This is a genomic window from Pseudomonas sp. G3-39 (assembly GCF_054790485.1).
Genome location: NZ_CP186497.1, coordinates 3,151,790 through 3,170,659, shown reverse-complemented (window position 1 = coordinate 3,170,659; position 18,870 = coordinate 3,151,790). Strand labels below are relative to the sequence as shown.

18 protein-coding genes and 1 pseudogene are annotated in these 18,870 nt (G+C 55.5%); 6 read left to right on the top strand and 13 right to left on the bottom strand.

The window, feature by feature from the left end:
- Positions 1 to 90: 90 nt before the first annotated feature.
- A complete protein-coding gene (locus ACOYXG_RS13970; protein ID WP_460352322.1) occupies positions 91 to 1,665 on the top strand; it encodes a RimK family protein in 1,575 nt (524 codons plus the stop codon).
- Between the two features lie 7 nt (positions 1,666 to 1,672).
- Positions 1,673 to 2,596, top strand: coding sequence for a magnesium transporter CorA family protein (locus ACOYXG_RS13965; protein ID WP_047597123.1), 924 nt, complete (start codon positions 1,673 to 1,675; stop codon positions 2,594 to 2,596).
- A 145-nt stretch (positions 2,597 to 2,741) separates the two neighbouring features.
- Here the strand turns inward: ACOYXG_RS13965 and ACOYXG_RS13960 are convergent, their stop codons facing one another.
- Positions 2,742 to 3,077: a DUF2834 domain-containing protein gene (locus ACOYXG_RS13960; RefSeq protein WP_414889077.1), complete on the bottom strand. Its 336-nt coding sequence runs from the start codon at positions 3,075 to 3,077 to the stop codon at positions 2,742 to 2,744.
- A gap of 252 nt (positions 3,078 to 3,329) precedes the next feature.
- Here ACOYXG_RS13960 and ilvA point away from each other — a divergent pair.
- A pseudogene (gene ilvA, locus ACOYXG_RS13955) lies at positions 3,330 to 4,319 on the top strand (threonine ammonia-lyase, biosynthetic); the annotation flags it as partial.
- Between the two features lie 30 nt (positions 4,320 to 4,349).
- Here ilvA and ACOYXG_RS13950 read toward each other — a convergent pair.
- Both ACOYXG_RS13950 and eco read right to left on the bottom strand, forming a co-directional pair.
- On the bottom strand, positions 4,350 to 4,655 hold the full coding sequence (locus ACOYXG_RS13950) for an NIPSNAP family protein (protein ID WP_003225174.1): 306 nt from the start codon (positions 4,653 to 4,655) through the stop codon (positions 4,350 to 4,352).
- A gap of 21 nt (positions 4,656 to 4,676) precedes the next feature.
- Complete coding sequence (gene eco, locus ACOYXG_RS13945) at positions 4,677 to 5,162, bottom strand: serine protease inhibitor ecotin (RefSeq protein ID WP_096796565.1); 486 nt, start codon at positions 5,160 to 5,162, stop codon at positions 4,677 to 4,679.
- 370 nt (positions 5,163 to 5,532) lie between these two features.
- Here eco and ACOYXG_RS13940 point away from each other — a divergent pair, with 370 nt between their 5' ends.
- The gene (locus ACOYXG_RS13940; RefSeq protein WP_047597127.1) at positions 5,533 to 5,802 is read left to right on the top strand and encodes a DUF1652 domain-containing protein; all 270 of its coding nucleotides are present in this window, start codon (positions 5,533 to 5,535) and stop codon (positions 5,800 to 5,802) included.
- Here ACOYXG_RS13940 and ACOYXG_RS13935 read toward each other — a convergent pair.
- Positions 5,799 to 6,197 (bottom strand): hypothetical protein, encoded by a 399-nt coding sequence (locus tag ACOYXG_RS13935; RefSeq protein WP_414889078.1) that lies wholly within the window; start codon positions 6,195 to 6,197, stop codon positions 5,799 to 5,801. The two genes, ACOYXG_RS13940 and ACOYXG_RS13935, sit on opposite strands and share 4 nt — an antisense overlap.
- A 90-nt stretch (positions 6,198 to 6,287) precedes the next feature.
- The gene (locus tag ACOYXG_RS13930; RefSeq protein WP_460352318.1) at positions 6,288 to 6,557 is read right to left on the bottom strand and encodes a DUF2790 domain-containing protein; all 270 of its coding nucleotides are present in this window, start codon (positions 6,555 to 6,557) and stop codon (positions 6,288 to 6,290) included.
- A 489-nt stretch (positions 6,558 to 7,046) separates the two neighbouring features.
- Here ACOYXG_RS13930 and ACOYXG_RS13925 point away from each other — a divergent pair, with 489 nt between their 5' ends.
- Positions 7,047 to 7,343, top strand: a complete 297-nt coding sequence (locus ACOYXG_RS13925) for a hypothetical protein (RefSeq protein ID WP_097087376.1) — start codon at positions 7,047 to 7,049, stop codon at positions 7,341 to 7,343.
- Positions 7,344 to 7,440: 97 nt separating this feature from the next.
- Here ACOYXG_RS13925 and ACOYXG_RS13920 read toward each other — a convergent pair whose 3' ends face one another.
- From ACOYXG_RS13920 to ACOYXG_RS13885, 8 genes are all read right to left on the bottom strand, one after another.
- The gene (locus ACOYXG_RS13920) at positions 7,441 to 8,454 is read right to left on the bottom strand and encodes a tetratricopeptide repeat protein (RefSeq protein ID WP_460352316.1); all 1,014 of its coding nucleotides are present in this window, start codon (positions 8,452 to 8,454) and stop codon (positions 7,441 to 7,443) included.
- Positions 8,454 to 9,029 (bottom strand): hypothetical protein, encoded by a 576-nt coding sequence (locus ACOYXG_RS13915; RefSeq protein WP_460352314.1) that lies wholly within the window; start codon positions 9,027 to 9,029, stop codon positions 8,454 to 8,456. Before ACOYXG_RS13915 ends, ACOYXG_RS13920 begins: the two co-directional genes overlap by 1 nt.
- Positions 9,030 to 9,084: 55 nt before the next feature.
- A complete protein-coding gene (locus ACOYXG_RS13910; protein ID WP_460352312.1) occupies positions 9,085 to 9,312 on the bottom strand; it encodes a hypothetical protein in 228 nt (75 codons plus the stop codon).
- Positions 9,313 to 9,323: 11 nt separating this feature from the next.
- Complete coding sequence (locus ACOYXG_RS13905) at positions 9,324 to 9,593, bottom strand: hypothetical protein (RefSeq protein ID WP_460352310.1); 270 nt, start codon at positions 9,591 to 9,593, stop codon at positions 9,324 to 9,326.
- Between the two features lie 248 nt (positions 9,594 to 9,841).
- The gene (locus tag ACOYXG_RS13900; RefSeq protein ID WP_027612729.1) at positions 9,842 to 10,816 is read right to left on the bottom strand and encodes a tetratricopeptide repeat protein; all 975 of its coding nucleotides are present in this window, start codon (positions 10,814 to 10,816) and stop codon (positions 9,842 to 9,844) included.
- Positions 10,817 to 10,824: 8 nt separating this feature from the next.
- Positions 10,825 to 14,115 (bottom strand): hypothetical protein, encoded by a 3,291-nt coding sequence (locus ACOYXG_RS13895; RefSeq protein ID WP_460352308.1) that lies wholly within the window; start codon positions 14,113 to 14,115, stop codon positions 10,825 to 10,827.
- Positions 14,116 to 14,148: 33 nt separating this feature from the next.
- Entirely contained in the window at positions 14,149 to 15,012 is an 864-nt protein-coding gene (locus ACOYXG_RS13890) for a DUF4123 domain-containing protein (protein WP_460352306.1), read from the bottom strand.
- On the bottom strand, positions 15,003 to 17,057 hold the full coding sequence (locus ACOYXG_RS13885; RefSeq protein WP_460352304.1) for a type VI secretion system Vgr family protein: 2,055 nt from the start codon (positions 17,055 to 17,057) through the stop codon (positions 15,003 to 15,005). Before ACOYXG_RS13885 ends, ACOYXG_RS13890 begins: the two co-directional genes overlap by 10 nt.
- A gap of 374 nt (positions 17,058 to 17,431) precedes the next feature.
- Here ACOYXG_RS13885 and ACOYXG_RS13880 point away from each other — a divergent pair, with 374 nt between their 5' ends.
- Complete coding sequence (locus tag ACOYXG_RS13880; protein WP_460352302.1) at positions 17,432 to 18,733, top strand: OprD family porin; 1,302 nt, start codon at positions 17,432 to 17,434, stop codon at positions 18,731 to 18,733.
- Positions 18,734 to 18,870 lie beyond the last annotated feature (137 nt).

Genomic DNA, 18,870 nt, shown 5'->3' with positions numbered 1-18,870 from the left:
GACCACCGTAAAAGTTGCGTAACGAAACGGGACTTTCGAAAAACTTCGTGCTTAATAGAAATGGTCTTGTTCTCCAACGGATCAATCTCTATGTCAGCGGTACAGGGTCATTGGCGCGAAGTATCCGAGCAAAGTTTGCCGGCGGCAACTTTTTTAAATCCAGCCATCAGAACTTCCAGTCAAGTGTTGATTATCGTCGAACGCAAGGAAGACTGGGCCTCGTACTTTCCCAGTGAGGACATCGTCACGGCTCAGGAATACCTCGAGCAAACCCGTGATAGCGAGCCGGGCAAGCGCGTGCAGGTGATCAACCTGTGCCGCAGCTACAAATACCTCGGGCACGGTTACTACTGCTCGCTGCTGGCTGAAGCCCGCGGCCACAAAGTGATTCCATCGGTGCGCACCATCAGCGAGCTGACAAAAAAATCGCTTTACGGTCTGGCACTGGACGATCTCGATAAAACCCTGGAAAAGGCCCTCAGTCATCATCTCTACAGCGATACCGAAGGTTTTACTCTGACACTTTACTTCGGCAAGACTCATATCGAGCCGCTGCAGGATCTGGCTCGACAGTTGTTTGAAGTGTTTCCTTGTCCAATCCTGTTAGTTGAGTTTCGGCGAACTAACGGTTGGCACATCGTAGGCATAAAGTCCGGCGCGCTGCACAAGTTGCGTGACGATCAGGAAGACCAGTTCGCCAATGCGCTGGACGGCTTCAGCCGTAAAGTCTGGCGGGCGCCACGCTCGCCACAAGTGGCGCGTTACGACCTCGCGATCCTGCACGATCCGCAGGAAGCCTTGCCGCCATCCAACGCCAAGGCGCTGGAAAACTTCGTGCGGGTCGGCAAACGCATGGGCATCGACGTCGAACTGATCGAGCGCAGGGATTATGCGCGGATCGCCGAGTACGACGGCTTGCTGATCCGCGAGACCACCAGCGTCGACAACCACACCTATCGCTTTGCAAAAAAAGCCGAAAGCGAAGGGCTGGTGGTCATGGATGATCCGACGTCGATCCTGCGCTGCACCAACAAGGTGTATCTGACCGACCTGCTCAACAGCCACCAACTGGGCATGCCCGCCACCGAAATTCTCTACAAGGAACGACCGGAAGACTTCGAGCGGGTCGGCGAACGCCTCGGTTTTCCGCTGGTGCTGAAGATCCCCGATGGCTGTTTTTCTCGCGGAGTGATCAAGGTCGAAAGCCAGCAGGCATTGCTCGAAGCCACCGCCGAACTGTTCGAGCACTCGGTGTTGCTGCTGGCTCAGGAGTTTTTCTACACCGAGTACGACTGGCGCATCGGCGTGCTCAACCGCAAACCGATCTTCGCCTGCCAATACTTCATGTCCAAGGGACACTGGCAAATCTACAACCACAAAGCCAAGGGCCAGGACATCAACGGCGAGTGTCGCACCCTGGCCGTGCACGAGGCGCCGCGAGCGGTGGTGGAACTGGCGGTCAAGACCGCCAACCTGATCGGCGATGGCCTCTACGGCGTGGACCTGAAACAGGCCGGCGACAAAGTGGTAGTAATCGAGGTCAACGACAACCCCAACCTCGATGCCGGTATCGAAGACGCCTACTTGCAGGACGATCTGTATTCACTGGTGCTGGAGGAGTTCGTGCGACGGCTGGAGCTCAAGCGTCGCGGCCAGGCCTGGTGACGCGCCGATGATCAGCAGTTTCGCATTGAGTCATGGCGCGTTGCAGCGGGTCGAGCGGCTGGATGCCGAGGTGATGCTGTTCAGCAATCCCGATGCGGCCGAACGCGATTTGCTGCACAGCCACTACAAGGTCGACGAACACGCGTTGGCCTCGGCGCTGGACCCGGACGAGGTGTCGCGAATCGAGTTTCACCCTGATCATTTATTCCTGATCTGGAAACGTCCGGAAAACTATTCCGGCGGTGGCAGCCTGGCGTTTGAGGTGTCGTCCTGCGGCCTGCTGTTCGCTCCCGGGCAACTGCTGGTGATCGCCACCGACGACACGCCGTTGCACGGCATCGGCACGCGCCAGCCGCTCAACGCGCCGCTGGATGTGTTGCTCGATTTGCTGTTCAACAACATCCATCACTACCTCGGCCATCTGAAGGTGATCAAACTGGTTGCCCGCGAGCTGCAACAGAAATTCAACGCCTCGATGCAGAACCAGCATCTAGTGCAGATGTTTAATCTCAGCGAAAGCCTGATCTATTACATCAATGCCCTGCACAGCAACGGCGCGGTGCTGACGCGGCTGCGCAATCATGCGGAAAAACAGCATTTCGGCAGCGAGGCGATCGGGCTGATCGACGACCTGATCATCGAGAATAACCAGTGCTACAAGCAGGCGGAGATCTACTCCACGGTGTTCTCGGGGCTGATCGATGCGCGCGGCAATCTGATGAACAACAGCATGAACAACCTGCTGCGCAAGTTGACGTTGATCAACGTGGTGTTTCTGCCGTTGAACCTGATTGCGAGCATTGGCGGGATGTCGGAATTCAGCATGATGACGGCGGGCACGCCGTGGTGGATTTCATACCCGGTGTTTCTGCTGGTGATGTTGTTGGGGGCGGGGGGGATGTTGTTTGGGTTGCGGCGGTTGGCCAAGTGATCTGTGGTGGCTTGCCGACGCCTTCGCTGGCAAGCCAGCCCCCACAGTGGATCGCGGGCTGGCACGGGATCTGTGCCTGACACAAATCCCTTGTGGGAGCGGGCTTGCTCGCGAAAGCAATTTCAGCAGCACCGGAGGCTCAGGATCAGCTCGCCGGATCTGCCACAGTCACGTTCCTGCGCTCCCGAACCCCACGCACCACCAGATACAACAACGGCCCAATCGACACAAACACCGCCGTCAGCAACAGATACGGCACCACCGACCAGACCGACATCCCTCGCGAGCGGGCGTCCTTGACCATCCATACCCCGGCCAGCGTCGCCAGCAGATACAGATCAATCACCACCTGCGCTGTGTCCGGACGCGACATCAGGCTGATACCGAAGTCGATCAACGACTGTTCGGCCTGGAGCATCACCGACACGGTGTAGCCAGTAAACGCAATCAACGCCGTGAGGGGCAGGGCGACAGGCATCATGTATTCCTTCCTTGGGGTGATGAGCAGAATCGCCAGCCTACCTTGGCGTCCGCAAATAAGCCATTGACTCGCCGGCCGCCGCCGGGCTAATTTCAGGCCTATGACTTCCACCGTATTGCGCTGCCAGCCAAGCATTATTACCGCCATTCCTCATTTGGCGGGCTAGCTCACGACTGCAGCACCCAACCCGCCCTAGAGGCGGGTTTTTATTTTCTGTCTCCGGGGTTCTGATCAAAACGTCAGGAGACGACCATGCCGCACAGCCCCGACCAACAAACCCTGCTTGAGCAGTACGTGAAAAGGATCCTCGCCGCGCCGGTCTACGACATTGCTGTGCGCACGCCGTTGCAAGCTGCGCCGGCGCTGTCCGAGGCGCTGGGCAACCGGGTCCTGCTCAAGCGCGAAGACCTGCAACCGACGTTCTCCTTCAAGATCCGTGGCGCCTACAACAAGCTGGTGCAATTGAGCGATGCGCAGAAAGCACGCGGGGTGATCACCGCTTCGGCGGGCAATCATGCCCAAGGCGTGGCGCTGGCAGCGCGGGAGCTGGGGATCGCGGCGACCATCGTCATGCCCTCGACCACGCCCGAACTCAAGGTGTTTGGGGTGCGAAGTCGGGGCGCCGAGGCGCTGCTGCACGGCGAGAGTTTTCCGTTTGCCCTGGCCCATGCGCTGCAACTGGCCGAGCAAACCGGGCGCACCTTTGTCTCTCCATTCGACGACCCGGATGTGATCGCCGGCCAAGGTACGGTGGCCATGGAAATCCTCCGTCAGCATCAGGGCTCGCTGGATGCGATCTTCGTTCCGGTCGGTGGGGGCGGGCTGATCGCCGGCATCGCGGCGTACGTCAAATACCTGCGACCGGAGGTACGGATCATCGGTGTCGAATCGGAGCATTCGGCCTGCCTGAAGGCGGCGCTGCAGGCGGATGCGCGCGTTGTGTTGCCCAGTGTCGGAACGTTCGCCGATGGCGTGGCGGTGGCGCAGATCGGCGCTTATGGTTTTGAGGTGTGCCGGTTCTGCGTGGACGAGGTGGTCACCGTCAGCAATGACGAGTTGTGCGCGGCGATCAAGAATATCTACGACGATACCCGCTCGATCACCGAGCCTTCCGGGGCATTGGCGGTGGCCGGCATCAAGCAATACGTGGCGCGCAGCGGTGTTCGCGGGCAGACCTTCGTCGCGATCGACTCCGGCGCGAATATCAACTTCGACAGCCTGCGCCATGTCGCCGAGCGCGCCGCGGTGTGCGGCGTCCCGGCGTGATAACACTCAGGGCAGCAGTGGGCGCAGGAAACTGCGCTCGTAGCTGACGATGAATTTCTTCTGCACCAGTGATTCCACCAGCGCCGTGCTTTCCGGGTCGGTCAGCGCGATGTGCCGGTAGCTTTCGTAATCGGCCAGCGAAGGAAAGCTGAACAGGCAATAAGCGATGTTGCTCGCGCCCTCGGAGGGCAGGAAATAGCCGTGATGCGTGCCGCCCAAGCGCTCGACGATGCCCAGCCAGGCCTTGGCGTAGGCCTCGAATTCGGTCAGTTGGTACGGATCGATCACGTATCGCACATGGCAGGTAATCACGTTTGGCGCTCCCTGTTCAGGTCATTCCGCAATAGCAGTGCCGACCTTGTCCGAAGCCGACCAGATGCGATAGCGCACCTCGACATCTTTCGGGGCGTAGATCACCAGTGGCAGCTTGCTGTTGTAGCGCAGCATGAAGCCGTCACCGACAACCGGGACAAAGGCGCGTTTCTTCGCGGTGCCGGGTGGGCAGGCCATCAGCGTGCTCATCGGGCCAATGACTTTTTCCAGGCGGTAGAACGGATAGCCCCAGCCTTCGAGGTTTTTCTCGTCCAGAGCGCCGCCCAGGCGCTGGCGATTGCAGTCGACTTCCAGGGTTTTGCCGGCGAGCACTTCAACCTGAAAGTTCTCTTCCTGATCCTGTTTGGGCAGGTAGATGACTTGGCGGGTGAAGCCGTTTTCCGCCTTGGGATACGGCGCAACGTCTTCGAGTTTGGCCGCGTGGGCGAGGGTGGACAGGCCGGCAACGAGCAGACCGATTGTCGCGCGAGCGCGTAAAGAACCCATGAAAGCCTCCTGGCGGGTGTAGGGTGGATGTCGGGCATTCTCACTGTCATCAGCGATGAATGCAAACCGGTGTCGACTTGCAAATTGCAGTGCTCAGGAGGGTCGATCTTGCATTTTGCAACTGGCCAACTGCTGGCCACCGCGCCAAGTGCTTGATTTCATGAGGGTCGAAATGACCCGATGAAAGGCACGTTTTATGCGTCGCTTTGGTGCAGCGCACCGGCTTCGGGCGCCTACACTCCAATGGGCATTTCGCAGTACAACCGTTTGCCGCACCAGGGAATCAGCGGGGACACACCCGTGCAGGGGCAGCAAAAGCGGTCAACGTGAAGAGTTGATTGGCAGTTTCATCAATAAGGAGAGGTTCACCATGTTTCTGTCTGCCTTGGAACTACGCAATATCATTGAAAGCAGTTTTCTGCCTAAACGCTGCCAGTGCACGCTGTCGCCAGACCTGTCGATGACCGTCAAGGTCTTCGGCGACCACCAGACTGACCAGGTTGATCTGCACGTCAGCGGTATCGACGCGAGCCATCTCAATGGCTGTCGCGAGATCAACGATCTGATTGCCGGCCTGCGCTCGGATCTGGCGCAACAAACCACACCACAGCATTACAGTCCTCGCTCCAGAGCGCTTTAACTCACCGTTTCACCCAGTTCGACCGTCACGCGCCGGGCCTGCACAAAGCCTAGGCCCAGCGCGAACTCGACCAGCACCGCGAGCAGAATCCCGGGGCCGGCGTGGCCGTTCAGCCATTCGCCAAAACCCAGTACCGCCAGACCAAAACAACCGACGATAAACCCGTTACTCAGGGCATTGCGCCCCAGCGACGGCGGCGCGCTGCGCACCAGATAAAACATCACCCCCAACGCTGCAAACAGCACCGCACTGCGTCGCGCTACAAAACCGGCAGCGCTCGAATACTCAATGCTCCAGATCGCCAGAAACACCTGCGGGAAAAAGCCCCAAGCCAGCGCCAGCACGAAACACAACAAAGATGTGATGATCGACAGCGTGCGAAACGACAACTGCATGGCGAGTCCTTGCGGCAGTGAGAAGTGACCCCGAGCATAACCCGCGAGCCCCTCACCGCCTACCGCAAAGCCGCAAATCAGAGCCTTCTGTCAGTTCTGGAAGCTGCAGGCGTCAGACATTTTCCGGTAGGTGATTTCCGCCGGCTTGCCTGCATTGTCGATGTACTTCATGTCAGCGGTGATGACCTTGCACTGCTGAGTCTGTGGCTCGGTCAGCGAGATCACTTTGTTCACATGCAACGGCATGCCGTACTGGTAAGGAACGGGCTGGGTAGCAGCGTTGGTGTCATTGGCCTGAGCCAGCCCGGCGAATGCGCAGCAGGCTAGGGCGGAGGTGAGCAATAGCGTGCGAATGTTCATGAATCGGACTCCCGTACGACGGAATGAGCGTTCGGCGCCATACGGCCGAACCTGCCGCACTCGGCGTCAGCCAGGAGCTGAGGTGTGCGGTTCAGTACAGTCTTGGACTGCGGCGTTAAGCGATGGTTAACCGGGCTGAACGCCGGCTGTCTGGCACAGGGATGATTTCTCGGGGATGCGGTGCCGATTCCTACAAGGGGTGATGCCTTGTCTGCTTTCGGCGGCGGGAGCGGGGCGGTTATGGTTTGGCGTCGCTGCAAAATCAGCGATTCGGGTTTGGTCACCTGAGAATAATCGATTGCATATGTGCCATCATTTGCACCGCGGAGTTCTTTGACCGTGTAGTGCATTGCTGTGGTGGCCGTGTGCAGGACGCCTTCGGGCGAGCTGAGTTGATTGTTCTCGGTTGACCAAGCCTGTACACGGTCCGCCTCCCATCGTTTGGTCACGGTGCTGGCGGGTTACTTTCGAAACAATCGAGTAATCAATATGCTTACACCAAATCCGCTCCCTAGCCGCTATCACCCGCTCAACAGCGGCGTCACCGACAGCGCGCCAATGGTCATCGACACCCTAGCCAACCCCCAAGACATCCTCGAGTCCGCCGTCCAGCGCATCCGCGCCTGCAGCGACTTGCTCGAAACCCTGCACTGCATGTGCTTCCGGCATGGCGATGTTCAGGACATTCCACACATTACCCATGCGCTGTACCTGCTGGCGCAGGACGGCAATGATTTGCTGCAGGTGGCACAGCAGCAGATGCTGGATTGGAAGGCGCCGGTTTGATGTTGTAGCAAGAAGGGAATGAGTGAGGTTGAAGTAGAGTTCATACAACTCACTCTTTCCGTTATTTACGGCATTTCTTTCGCAGAAATAATTGTTTTTAACGTCCCAGTTTTTCGGGGAAAAAGGAGAGGGGCGGGTGACTGTCTTTCCATTTTTTAGCGACTGCTTTTGAGCTTTCAATCTGTTCGGAAGTCATCTTTGCCCCAATCTCTTCAAGAGTATCCTGAACGAAATCCTGAATGGCACCACCCCCATCCAGCTCTTTGAGCAGGCTAATCAGTGCATAGCCCTTAACCAAATCCAAAGGGTAACCAACCTGATCAGGCGCATGAGCAAGGTAAGAGCCATAGCTGCTGATTGCTTTTTGATCCCCTGTTTCAGCCGCTACTTGAAGCCAATGACGGACGCCCTCGAGATCGTTGTTTTTATAAAGGATCTCAATGTAATCCATCATTGCTTTTGGATTCCCTCCCTCAGAAGCCGCTTTCAACCACCGGCTTACTGATGCTTCCCGCTTCCCGGGAAGAAGGAAAAATCCCTCACCTTGCCGATCACCGACGGCCATCCAATACTGTGCGAGCGCGTAGCCTGAGCTAGCCGATTTTTCTAACCAGGTACGATCGAAAGTTATTTCATACATCAAATACAAAGACTCAGGATCGCCTTTGCTTGCTCCCTTCATAGCTTGATCTTTTGCCTGGCTCAACCATTCGGCGCTTGATTTTTCGCTAGGGGGGCAGTTGTTCATTTTTTTGCAAAGATCATTGTTTTGGCGACCTAATTGAATCATCGCAAATATAGATCCATTATTCGCAGCTTTTTCATACCATTGCTGTGCTTCGCTCGTCATGTAGCGATTCCGCTTTCGAAGAGCCTCTCCTAAGTAATATTGGGAATCTATATCGCCGGCCTTTGCGTCTTTTTCTAATTGTGGAATGGCAGCGTCGATTTTTAATTGGTTGTATAAGATGATTCCGCTAATTTTGTTGCGGTTATTCTGACTGTCTGGCGTGGAAGCAAATGCTGCAGTACTTACGCTCTGAGAGAAAATAACAGACCAGATGATTAGCGAGCGAAGCGCCTTATAAATACTCATATTTTCTGTGCTCATTAGAAATTTCTTAAAAAGGGTGACGCTCCACTACTAGAGTAGTTTGGACGAGGAACGAAATTTTTCTGGCAATACTCTGAAAGATTCGCGCCAAGCAGCTTTACGTGATTTTTGTAACGCTCTCTGGCACTGTTGCTTTGTTTGTCTAGTAGGTTTTGAACGCCTTCTGCCATGAAGCTATCTAGCGCAAATCGATTCTTGCAGTAATCTTGCTCTGAGTTAGCAGCTCTTACGCCGAATTCATTCATCGACATACACGCCATCTCAAACTGGCTTTGTGCTTTGTCAATAGTGTTGTTCTTCTGTGCGTTTTTAACAATCCAACCTAAAACTCGCTCGATTGCTTTCTGTTGAAGTGCATGAGCTTCCGATTGTGGATATGTTCGTTTTGAACCTTCGCTATTTACAGAGAGCGCCTCAGGCGGGCTACTTAATGTTCTAAGTAGCGGGCCCAATGCGCTAGGGATTGCATTAATACACCAGTCCTCTAGCTCGCTCTGATTGCCGTACTCAACAATCGCATCCGCAATTGGACCACCCTTGCCACTACGAGTCAGCGCCTCATATAGGCTCATCACAACATCACAACATCACAACATCACAACATCACAACATCACAACATCACAACATCACAACATCCCAACATCCCAACGCATCATGTACGCCATCGCCACGTTCAACCCGGCAGCACCCAATGCATTAAGCGCTGACGCATATTCACTCGCTTCAGGATCCATCCACTCGACCTTACGACCTTTAGTCTTGTGAAGTTCCTTACGGTACAAGTTGATGATATCAACCACCGCCTCATAACCAATCTCAAACTTAAAGCTGCCGTTAGCACCAGGGCCCAGCACTACCGCAGCCTTCAGATTGAGAATAAAGCGGCCTTATCCACAGAAATCTGCGCCGTTCCCTGGAATCCTGCGCCCAGCGCAACCCCCACAGACCCACTCAGCTTGGCAAGCGTCAACCATGGATTCGCTTTTTTCGCGTCTTTATCGCTGCCGATACCCATCGTTGGTGCGGTGCGCAGTGCGACCAGCTCTTTAGGTGGTGCCCAGTTCAGTGCGCCGGTGAGTTCGATGGCGGCTTGCAAGCCTCCGAAAACATTGAAAGTCGCTTTCGATTTGGACATTGGCGGCACGCCCGGTCAGCACTTGGTCTGTGCTTTTGGTGCTGGCAACGGTGCCGGATTTGGACTTGTGTTGTCATGATTGTGTTTTAGTCATTTATTCTTTGGGCCGTAATATGTCGCTCTTCCGCCAGAAAGGTATGTCCGGCCATAGTGCGTAAATCGTTGAAAAAAATCGTCTAGTCTCGCGCCAAGCTCCTCAACATGTTTTTTTGTATCTAGCCCTAATCTGGTCGTGGAAGTGCTTTGAATTAGCGTCCAAGTTTGTCGGGGAAAAAGGAGAGCGGCGGGTGAGTAGCTTTCCACTGTTGTGCAAATATTTTTGCTTCTGCTATTTGATTTTGCGTCATTTTTGCAGCGATTTTAGGAAGCTTATCATTGACGTTCGCATCCATGCCGCCTCCGCCATCAAGCTCTTTCAATAAATAAATTAAGGCATAGCCTTTGATGATGTCATAAGGGAAGCCATAAGTATCGGGCTCATGGGCAAGGTCTGACCCATATCCATATACTGTAGTAGCGAAGCCAACTGAAGCGGCTTGTTCATTCCAATATCGAAAACTCTCCACGTCACCCTTCTCGAAAAGAATGGCAGCGTACTCCATCATTCCCTTGGGATTACCTCCCATAGCAGATGCCTTTGCCCAACTCTCCACAGCTTCCGATCGTTTCCAAGGCAACAAAAAGGATCCATTACCTTCCTTATATCGAATGGCAAGCAGCCATTGACCTTGAGCAAAACCAGACTCTGCGGATTTTTTTAACCAGTCCAACTGGCCAGTCGCCAAATACATGATATAAGCGGACTCAGCGTCACCCTTTTCAGCTCTAGATGTTGCTAACTCTTTTACTTTATCCATCCACTCTGCCGAAGTTTTTTGCCCGGGAGGGCAGTTTTTCATTGTCGTACAGAGATCATCGTCCGAGCGGGCGAGCCTAAGCATGGCGTAAAGATCACCTTGTGCACTTGCCGCCTCTAACCATTTTTTTGCCTCAGTCGTAATGTATTGGCTTCTTTGTCGGAGCTCTTCAGCCAAGTAGAATTGTGATTCAGCGTCACCTGCTTCTGCAGCAATCCGAAGTTCCGTTTCAGCAGGTTTATATTGATTAAAAAGCGTAATTCCTTTTTCTTTAGCAGTTGCCTGAGCGCTTGTGAGTGCCATAGCGGAATTAGATACGAACACCAGGAGCACAAAAAAGATTTGGGATATTGATTTGTATTGCATGTTTTTAATCATTTTACACTGTCGTCCGGTCCGGTATAGGTTGCTTTTCCACTTGGCAAATATGTTCTTCCATAGTGTGTAATCCGAGCGCAATAGCCGTCTAGTCGCTCGCCAAGAGTTTTAACATGCGCTTTGTATCTAGCTCTGGTGTCGTCACTTGTTCGATCTTGAAGTCGCATAACTGCTTCCGACATGAAATTATCCATGTGCAGGCGGTTCTCGCAATATTTCTGGTTTTGGTTCTTCTCTTTTGTCCCAAACCTGTTCATGCACATGCAGGCTTCTTCAAATTGGCTTTGTGCTTTTAAAATAGTTCCGTCTTTTTCGGCGCGCTTTATTATCCAACCAAGAGTGCGCTCAATTGCTTTTTGCTGAAGAAGGTGAGCTTGGTCATGACTATACTCAGTAGCGAGGCTGCTGTCGGAAAGTTTTAGTGGGATTTTGAACGCTTCCGCTGCACTGGTAAGTGTCATTAGCATCGGACCCAACGCTCCTGGCGTAGCTGCTATGAACCACTCTTCAAGCTCTGCTTGGTTTCGATATGTCATGATTGTATGAGCGACAGTACCGCCTCGACCACCTCCTGTTAACGCCTCATACAAAGACATCACCATATCAACGCCCTGCATATAAGACATCGCCACTTCCATACCGGCAGCGCCAAGGAAATTGAGCTTGTCGATATAATCCGATGCTTCATCCGTAACAAAAATCAGCGATTTATCCTGGTTCTTGTGAATCTCGCGGCGTAGGAGGTTAATCAGGTCAGTAACCCCGTCATAACCGACTTCGAACTGGAACTCGCCGCCGGCTCCCGCTCCGACAATGACAGATGCCTTGAACCGCATAATGAAGCGGCCTTCGTGCAAGGAAATGCCAATGTCTGCATTCGTGCCAAGCCCGTATGCGGCAGTAAAACCAGCAGTAAGTCTGGCAAGACTGGACCATTGACTGGCTTTGGTGCTGTTGACGCTGTTACCCATTCCGGGCGTTGGCGCGGTGCGCAAGGCTGCTATGTCTTTTGGTGGTGCCCAGTTCAGAGCGCCGGTCAGTAGGATCCCTGCCTGCACTCCAGCAAAAAGGTTGAATTGAGCTTTGGCGCCGTCCTCTACTCGAACTTTGGCGGCATTGCCTTCCAGCACCGGTTCGCTTCTCACGGTTCCAGCGGTTGAATTTGTCGTTTCAGGACGTTTTGCGTCGGTGATTTCCGGAAGATTTAGGCCGCCTTGTACGTTTGCACGTCCCAACTGCACGCTGGAGGAAAGGAGGAGAGTGGCACCTGTGTATCCCCAGGCTCTGGCGCCCAGGTGGATGGAGAACCGACCGAGATTCAGGTTTTTGCGATTTTTGTCGTAGTCGAGGTAAGGAATCAGGATGTCTTTGGCCTGATCTCTGCCCGGAAGATCCATTTTCATCAGTTCGACTTCGCCACGTGCGAGGTCAATGCCCAGGCTTGCTTCAGCCTTGGCGGAAGCTTTGAAGTTATCCGCGACACTGAATGTCGGGCCGTTTATCTTAGCGCCAGTGTGGATTGATGACTGCGGCGGTGTGAGGCAACGCACGAGTTGCGCTTGGGGGCTATTGTCGAACAGGCGCAACGAGCTTCTGACTTCTTCTTTGAAGAGCAACTGACGAAGACGAAGTCCCCAGTCCTTGCGGGCTCCTGCATCCTCAAAGGTTTCGACCTTGTAGTTTTTCGACTTCAGGTAAGAATGGAACAGCTCTACATCAAACCAGCCTTTCTCATCAAACCAGTCACTCTGCTGATCTTTGATGGCTAGTGCACCTTCCGCTCGCAGCCACTCATGGAAAGGATTGTCGTCAGTGTCCGATGTTGCTTTTCCGTTGCTGTTTCCCGGAAGTTTCTTCAAATCCTTGCTTGCTTTGGCGCCGATTTCACTCGCGTCCTTTTTCAGTACCTTTGTGATGCCCTCCAGATTGAGCAGACTCAGGTGTTTAACGGGACTGTTGGGACTATTGAAAAGTGCAACTTCGCGCAAAGGAAATTCTGCTTTGACCAAGCGCTCTTCCGGTTTTGGTTGAAACTGCTCGGGTTCCCACAGGAGGTGTCGTAATGGCAGGGCTGCAGCAACCGCTGCTTCAGCGTCTTCGCGGAGTTTAAGGCGATCTTGTTGGATGCGCTGCCACTCTGCTTGCTCCGCTTCCACGATTCCTGTGGGGGGCGCGACGTTTTGGCCGCTGGCGTCAATCCAGGCTTTATATTTCGTGCGGATCTGCTCGGTGAGCTTGATCTGTTGCTGCTCCATCTCGAGATATGCTTTGAACTTCTCGACACCTGCGCTGATGTCACCCGTCTCAGGAATGAGCGCAAACTCCGGTAGGGCCAATCCGTAGTCGGCAACTTTCAAAATCGCATCGATATAAGCAGCGAAGTCTTTTTCGACTTTTTTGCGCTCGTTAGCAACTTCCTTTAAATAACCACACATCCGGGCTTTGCCATCGATTACGCAGTTTGTGGCGTCCAGATAAGCCTTTTTGTTTTTCTGAAAGTCTGCCTCCTTCAGAGTCGTCAACTTGCCACTCTTCGTGAGCGCAGCGCGGGCTTTCAAGTAAGTCTGCACGCGATTTCTTGCTTCGATCGCCCCTGGGGAAAACAGGTTGCCGCTTTCGTAGGTGTAGCCAGCAATTTTTGCCTGTGCAACTGCAATCGCTTTCAGCTTCTTCCATTCGTTGTAGAGGCGCTGCAGTTTCTGGCCGTCAGAGTTGGCTTCAAGCAGGCTCGCTTGCTGTTGATTGGCAAGCTCCCGATTGCGAGCGTATTCGCTTTGGTCTGGCAGTTTGTCCAAAGCAGCGGAGTTTCGGGCCTCTCGGCTGACAGCCTTCAATCGCATAGCCATGGTGGGCTGCGCGATATCGGGTTCCTGAGCCTCGATTTCGAGCATTCGGCTTTTTTGCTCGCCTTGCAGGAAATTACTCAGTTTGGGCTCCAGAAAGTACTCTAGAAGCCCTGCGGTGTTCATACCTTTGAGTCGTTCTTCCGGAGACTTGCTGGCGCTGATGTGTTGCTCGAGTTCATTCATCGCCTCTTTGATCGAGCTGGCCGCTCGTTTAGGCAACAGGTAGAACATTTTTTCCTTGGTGGCGTAGATCACTTCGCCATATTCCGTCGAGCAAGGCGTCTTCACGTTGTCGAACGCGTTAGAGCAACTGTCAGGCGCTTCAGGCTGGGGATCAAGCTCCAAAGCTGGCTTGCTTTCTACCGGTACCGCTGAAGTCGATACGTTCGCACTTGGTCCGTTGAGATCTACCTTGGGTGCTTCTGAAATTTCAGTTTCCATTTCGCTTCCATTCATTCTTTACGGACGGGCTCATCAAGCAGCGCTGTTAGCGTGTTTCTGCAACTGCTGCACTTTGATGAACGACTCTTCCCTGGATTGCAGGATGGCCATTGCCTGTGGCTGCGTTTCGAGCAGCGGGCCGTTGGTGATTTGGCCCAGTTTCAGTAAATGACGCCCTTCGTAAATGTTGTGGGCAACCAGCACATTGAGGTTTTCCACGAGGTTGGGCAGTTGTTCGTCGGTAGGTTCACCGTAGGCAGAGTATTGCTCGTCTGCCCAGTAAACCCATCCCAGATGCGCCTGAACCTTTGGCGCTGCTGGTGGCAGGTTGAACGCTGAGACGTCGTCCAGCCATTCAAGTTCCGAAAGGGCTCGCCAACTGAGCCAGCGACCGCGATTGCGCCCGAAGTGGACCGGCGCCGGGCTGTATACGTGTTGCCAAGGGCCGAAGAGCTGATGCGAACTTTCACCGGCGGTGTAGGCCAGCGCGGCCCACAGACTTGGCTTGTGATAACTCAACAGACTTTGACCGCCGGAGCCATCGTTGGCACGCAGGAGCCAGCGGGCGTGTGCAAGTGCTTTGACTGGATCTGCTGTGGTGAGGGCGATGCCGGAAAAGTTCTCTTCGCAGAGACCTGCCGCTTCTGCAGCGAGGCGACTGCCCCACGGGGCGACCAGCCAGAGAGGGCCGTCTGCGGCGATTTCGGCGAAGTCGGTGTTGAGGAACAGGCCTTGGGTGTCGACGGGTTCGCCGACACGGTAGAGGCGGCTCATGGCTTCTGGCTGACGGACGCGATCAATGATGAAACACAGGCTCAGGTCGGAGCTTTCTGTTGGCAAACCCTCGAAGGGGTGGCGTGGCGCTTCGAGGAGGGCGCTCAGCGCTTTTACATGCATGTGCAATCCTTACGGCTGCAAGCGCCGTTGCTTTGTTTGCCGCACAACGGCGTGATACCGGACTCGTTGAGGCGTTTGGGCAGCGGGATGAGCACTTTGCCCGCCTTATCCGCATCCGCCACCTTCATCGGCCCTGGCAGCAACGGCGCGGCCGGCGTACCTACACCCGGTGCACCGCCGGTATTGACCTTCACCTCGGCGCCGCTGATGGTCACGCCACCGGCGTCGACCTTGACGAAGCTGCCGCCCGCTTTGGCGGTCAGTTCCATTGCGCCTTCGACGACGACTTTCTGGCCGGCGTAGTAATGGATTTCGCTGCCGGCTTCGACGAATTGCGCTGTGCCTACTTTGAGGTGCTGGGTGACTGCGACGGTCAGGTGATCATCTGCGCGCATTTCACTGACGCGATTCAAATGGGTGATGCGGTGCTCTTCGACTTTGAATTCGCTGTAGGTGTTGGCCTCAACCGTGTCATGCCGCTCATTGCCCACGCGGATCTTCTGGTCGTGCTCGATGTTCTCGTCCCAATCCCGCTGCGCATGGATGTAGATCTGCTCCACACCCTTTTTGTCTTCAATCCGAAACTCGTTGTAGCCCTTGCCGCCCGGGGAGCTGAGGGTTTTGAAGGTGCTGCGGGTCTTGTTTGCCGGCAGGTCGTAGGGGACGACGTTTTCCTTGTGGTACAGGCAGCCGGTGACGAGTGGCTGGTCGGGGTCGCCTTCGAGGAAGGTGACGAGGACTTCCATGCCGATGCGCGGGATGGCGATGCCGCCGTAGGCGGCGCCGGCCCAGCCGCTGGCGACGCGCAGCCAGCAGGTGGTTTTGTCGTCGGACTGGCCGTCGCGGTCCCAGTGGAACTGGACTTTGATGCGGCCGTACTGGTCGCAGTGGATCTCTTCGCCGGCCGGGCCGGTGACGATGGCGGTCTGGCTGCCGAGGACTTTGGGTTTCGGGTGTTCGAGGGCAGGGCGGTAGTGCGCATCCCACGGGGTGGCGAGGAAGCTGTTGCGGTAGCCCTGGTGGAAATCGCTTTTGTTGTCGGTGACGTCGCTGGTGACGTTTTCACCGAGCACTTGCGGTTGTTTGCCTTCGTGGAAGACTTCCAGCAGCAGCCACAAGTCGTTCCATTCAGCGCGCGGGTGTTCGGCCAAGGTCAGGAAGTGGCCGCTGGTCAGGGTCGGTTCGTCACCTTTGCCTTCGGCGAGTTTGTAGTCGCTGCGATGACGTTCGAGGGCGCGGGTCGAGAGGAATTTGCCGCGCTCGCGGGTGGAGAAACGACCGGGGTAATCGTAGTCCTCAAGGTCCGGGGCGAACTCGGATTTGACCGCGCCTTCGGGCAGGATCTTCGGTTTTTCGAAGTCGTAGTCGCGGCGGCTGACGCGGGTGGTGCGGGTTTCCAGGCGCAGGTTGAAGCGCTTGATCACCGGTTTGTCGGCGCTCATGCCGGAGTCTTGCTGGTAGCTCACGGCCTTGAGTTTGCGGAACACCGTCTGATCGTCGCCGAACACCAGTTTGTGCCCGCTGCTGCTGTGCTGGAAGTGGAAGTGAATGCCTTCCTCTTCGCACAGGCGCTGGATGAAGTGCAGGTCGGACTCGTCGTACTGCACGCAGTAATCGCGCTGCGGGTACTCGGCGTTGAGCTGGAAGCTGTAGGCGTCGGCCAGAATGCCGCGATCTTCCAGCACCTGGGCGATGATCTTCGGCACCGTGAGGTTCTGGAAAATCTGCTGGTCATGGTTGTGCCGCAGATAGGCCAGCTGCGGCACCAGACTGATGCTGTAACGGGTCAGGGTCTTGCCGGAATCGCCTTGTTCGATGCGATACACCAGGCCGTGAATCTTGCCTTCGCCGGTGGCGCCGAAGGTCAGGACGCCGGGCTTGTGCAGCAGCTCTTCGAGTTTCAGGTCGGGGCGGGCGCTGACCAGTTCGAGGTCGAAACGGAAAGGCTCGTTGAGGGCTTCGCGACCGGTGAAGCTGAGCACTTGCAGGTCGGCGGAGGCGCCTTCGAGGGTAAGGGTAATGTGGGTAGCGTTGGCGTCCAGCATGCCTTGAATTCCGTCCATTGAATAAGCAGGTGACGGATGATGGAGGATTAGACCGCCTCGTTCAAGGCGCAAATGCCGTAGAGAGGGGGCCCGTGCTGTATAGGGAAAACCCCTATGACGGCGTTTAAACCCAATGAAACCGGGGGCTTCGCAGTCGTGAGCCCTTGGTCAGCGCATGATTTGAGCCAATCGCAGGCCGAAGAATCGCCAGTCAGTTTCAGACTAAAGTCGCCTTCAGACCGTCAAAGCCATCTGCCATCATTGCAACTCACCCCTGCGTGTCCACTTCTTCCCGGCTGTTTTTGACCCGGGACGGGAGCTATTTTTCTGGCTGACTGCGCCCCGGCGCAAACGCTGTACTGTTGGAGTTTTTCATGCGTCCCCCATTCCCTCTCATCACCCCGCGCCAGTCGTTTGGCTTCGGAGCCGTTGTGCTGTGCGCCGGTTTTGTCGCGCAGGTTCAGGCCAGCGGTTTTCTCGAAGACACCACGGCGAAAATCGAATCGCGCACGGTGTACTTCAACCGCGACTTCCGTGATGGGCATACCTCCAGCGATCAGGGCGCTTCCAAGCGTGAAGAGTCGGCGCAAGGTTTTATTCTCAATCTGCAATCGGGTTACACCGAGGGCACGGTCGGCTTCGGTATCGATGCGCTGGGCATGCTCGGTTTTCAGCTCGATTCCAGCCCTGATCGCAGCAACAGCGGCCTGCTGCCGTCCAGCGGCGAGAACCCGCGCGGCTCGAAGGGCCAGTACGCAAAAATGGGCCTGACCGCCAAGGTCAAGGTTTCGGACACGGTGTTGAAGTACGGCGCGCTGCTGCCGGATCTGCCGTTGCTCAAGTACAACGACGGCCGCTTGCTGCCGACCATGTTCAACGGCGCCATGCTGACCTCCAGGGAAGTGAAGGATCTGACCTTCATGGCCGCACGTCTGGACAAGTACACCGCGCGCGATTCCACTGATTCGCAAGACATCCGCGTGCACTGCAAGAACAAGCGCTACGCCTGCAACACCACCGCCGATCATTTCGACATGTACGGCATCGATTACAAGATCAACGATCGCCTGACCGCGCAGTATTACTACGCCGAGCTGGAAGACATCTACCGCCAGCACTTCATTGGCTTGCTCGGCAACCAACCGCTGGGTGACGGTGTGCTGAAGGCCGATCTGCGTTTGCTGAAAAGTGCCGACAGCGGTGATGCCAAAGCCGGCTCCATCGACAACCGCGCCTTGAGCGGCATGCTCTCGTACGGCATCAGCGGCCACACCTTCAGCGCCGGCTGGCAGCGCATGAACGGCGACAATTCGATGCCGTACCTCGATGGCAGCAATCCGTATCTGGTCAACTACGTGCAGGTCAACGACTTCGCCGCCGCGCAGGAACGTTCCTGGCAGCTGCGTTATGACTATGACTTCAAGGCCATCGGCATCAACGGCCTGAGCTTCCTGACCCGCTATGTCAACGGTGATCACATCAAGGTCCCGGGCAGTGATCAGGAGGGCAAAGAGTGGGAACGCGACAGCGAGTTGAAGTACGTGATCCAGACGGGCACGCTCAAGGATGTCAGCCTGCGTCTGCGCAATGCGACTTACCGCACCAACTATGAAAAGTTTGCGCGGGATGTGGATGAGACCCGGTTGATTGTGAGTTACAACTTTTCGGTGTTGTAACCCTTAGGACTATGGCGCCTGGATGACCGCTATCGCGAGCAGGCTCACTCCTACAAAGGAATTTTGGTCGCCGCGGATAGCGTGTTCGCCATCGATCCCTTGTAGGAGTGAGCCTGCTCGCGATTGGGCCTGATAGT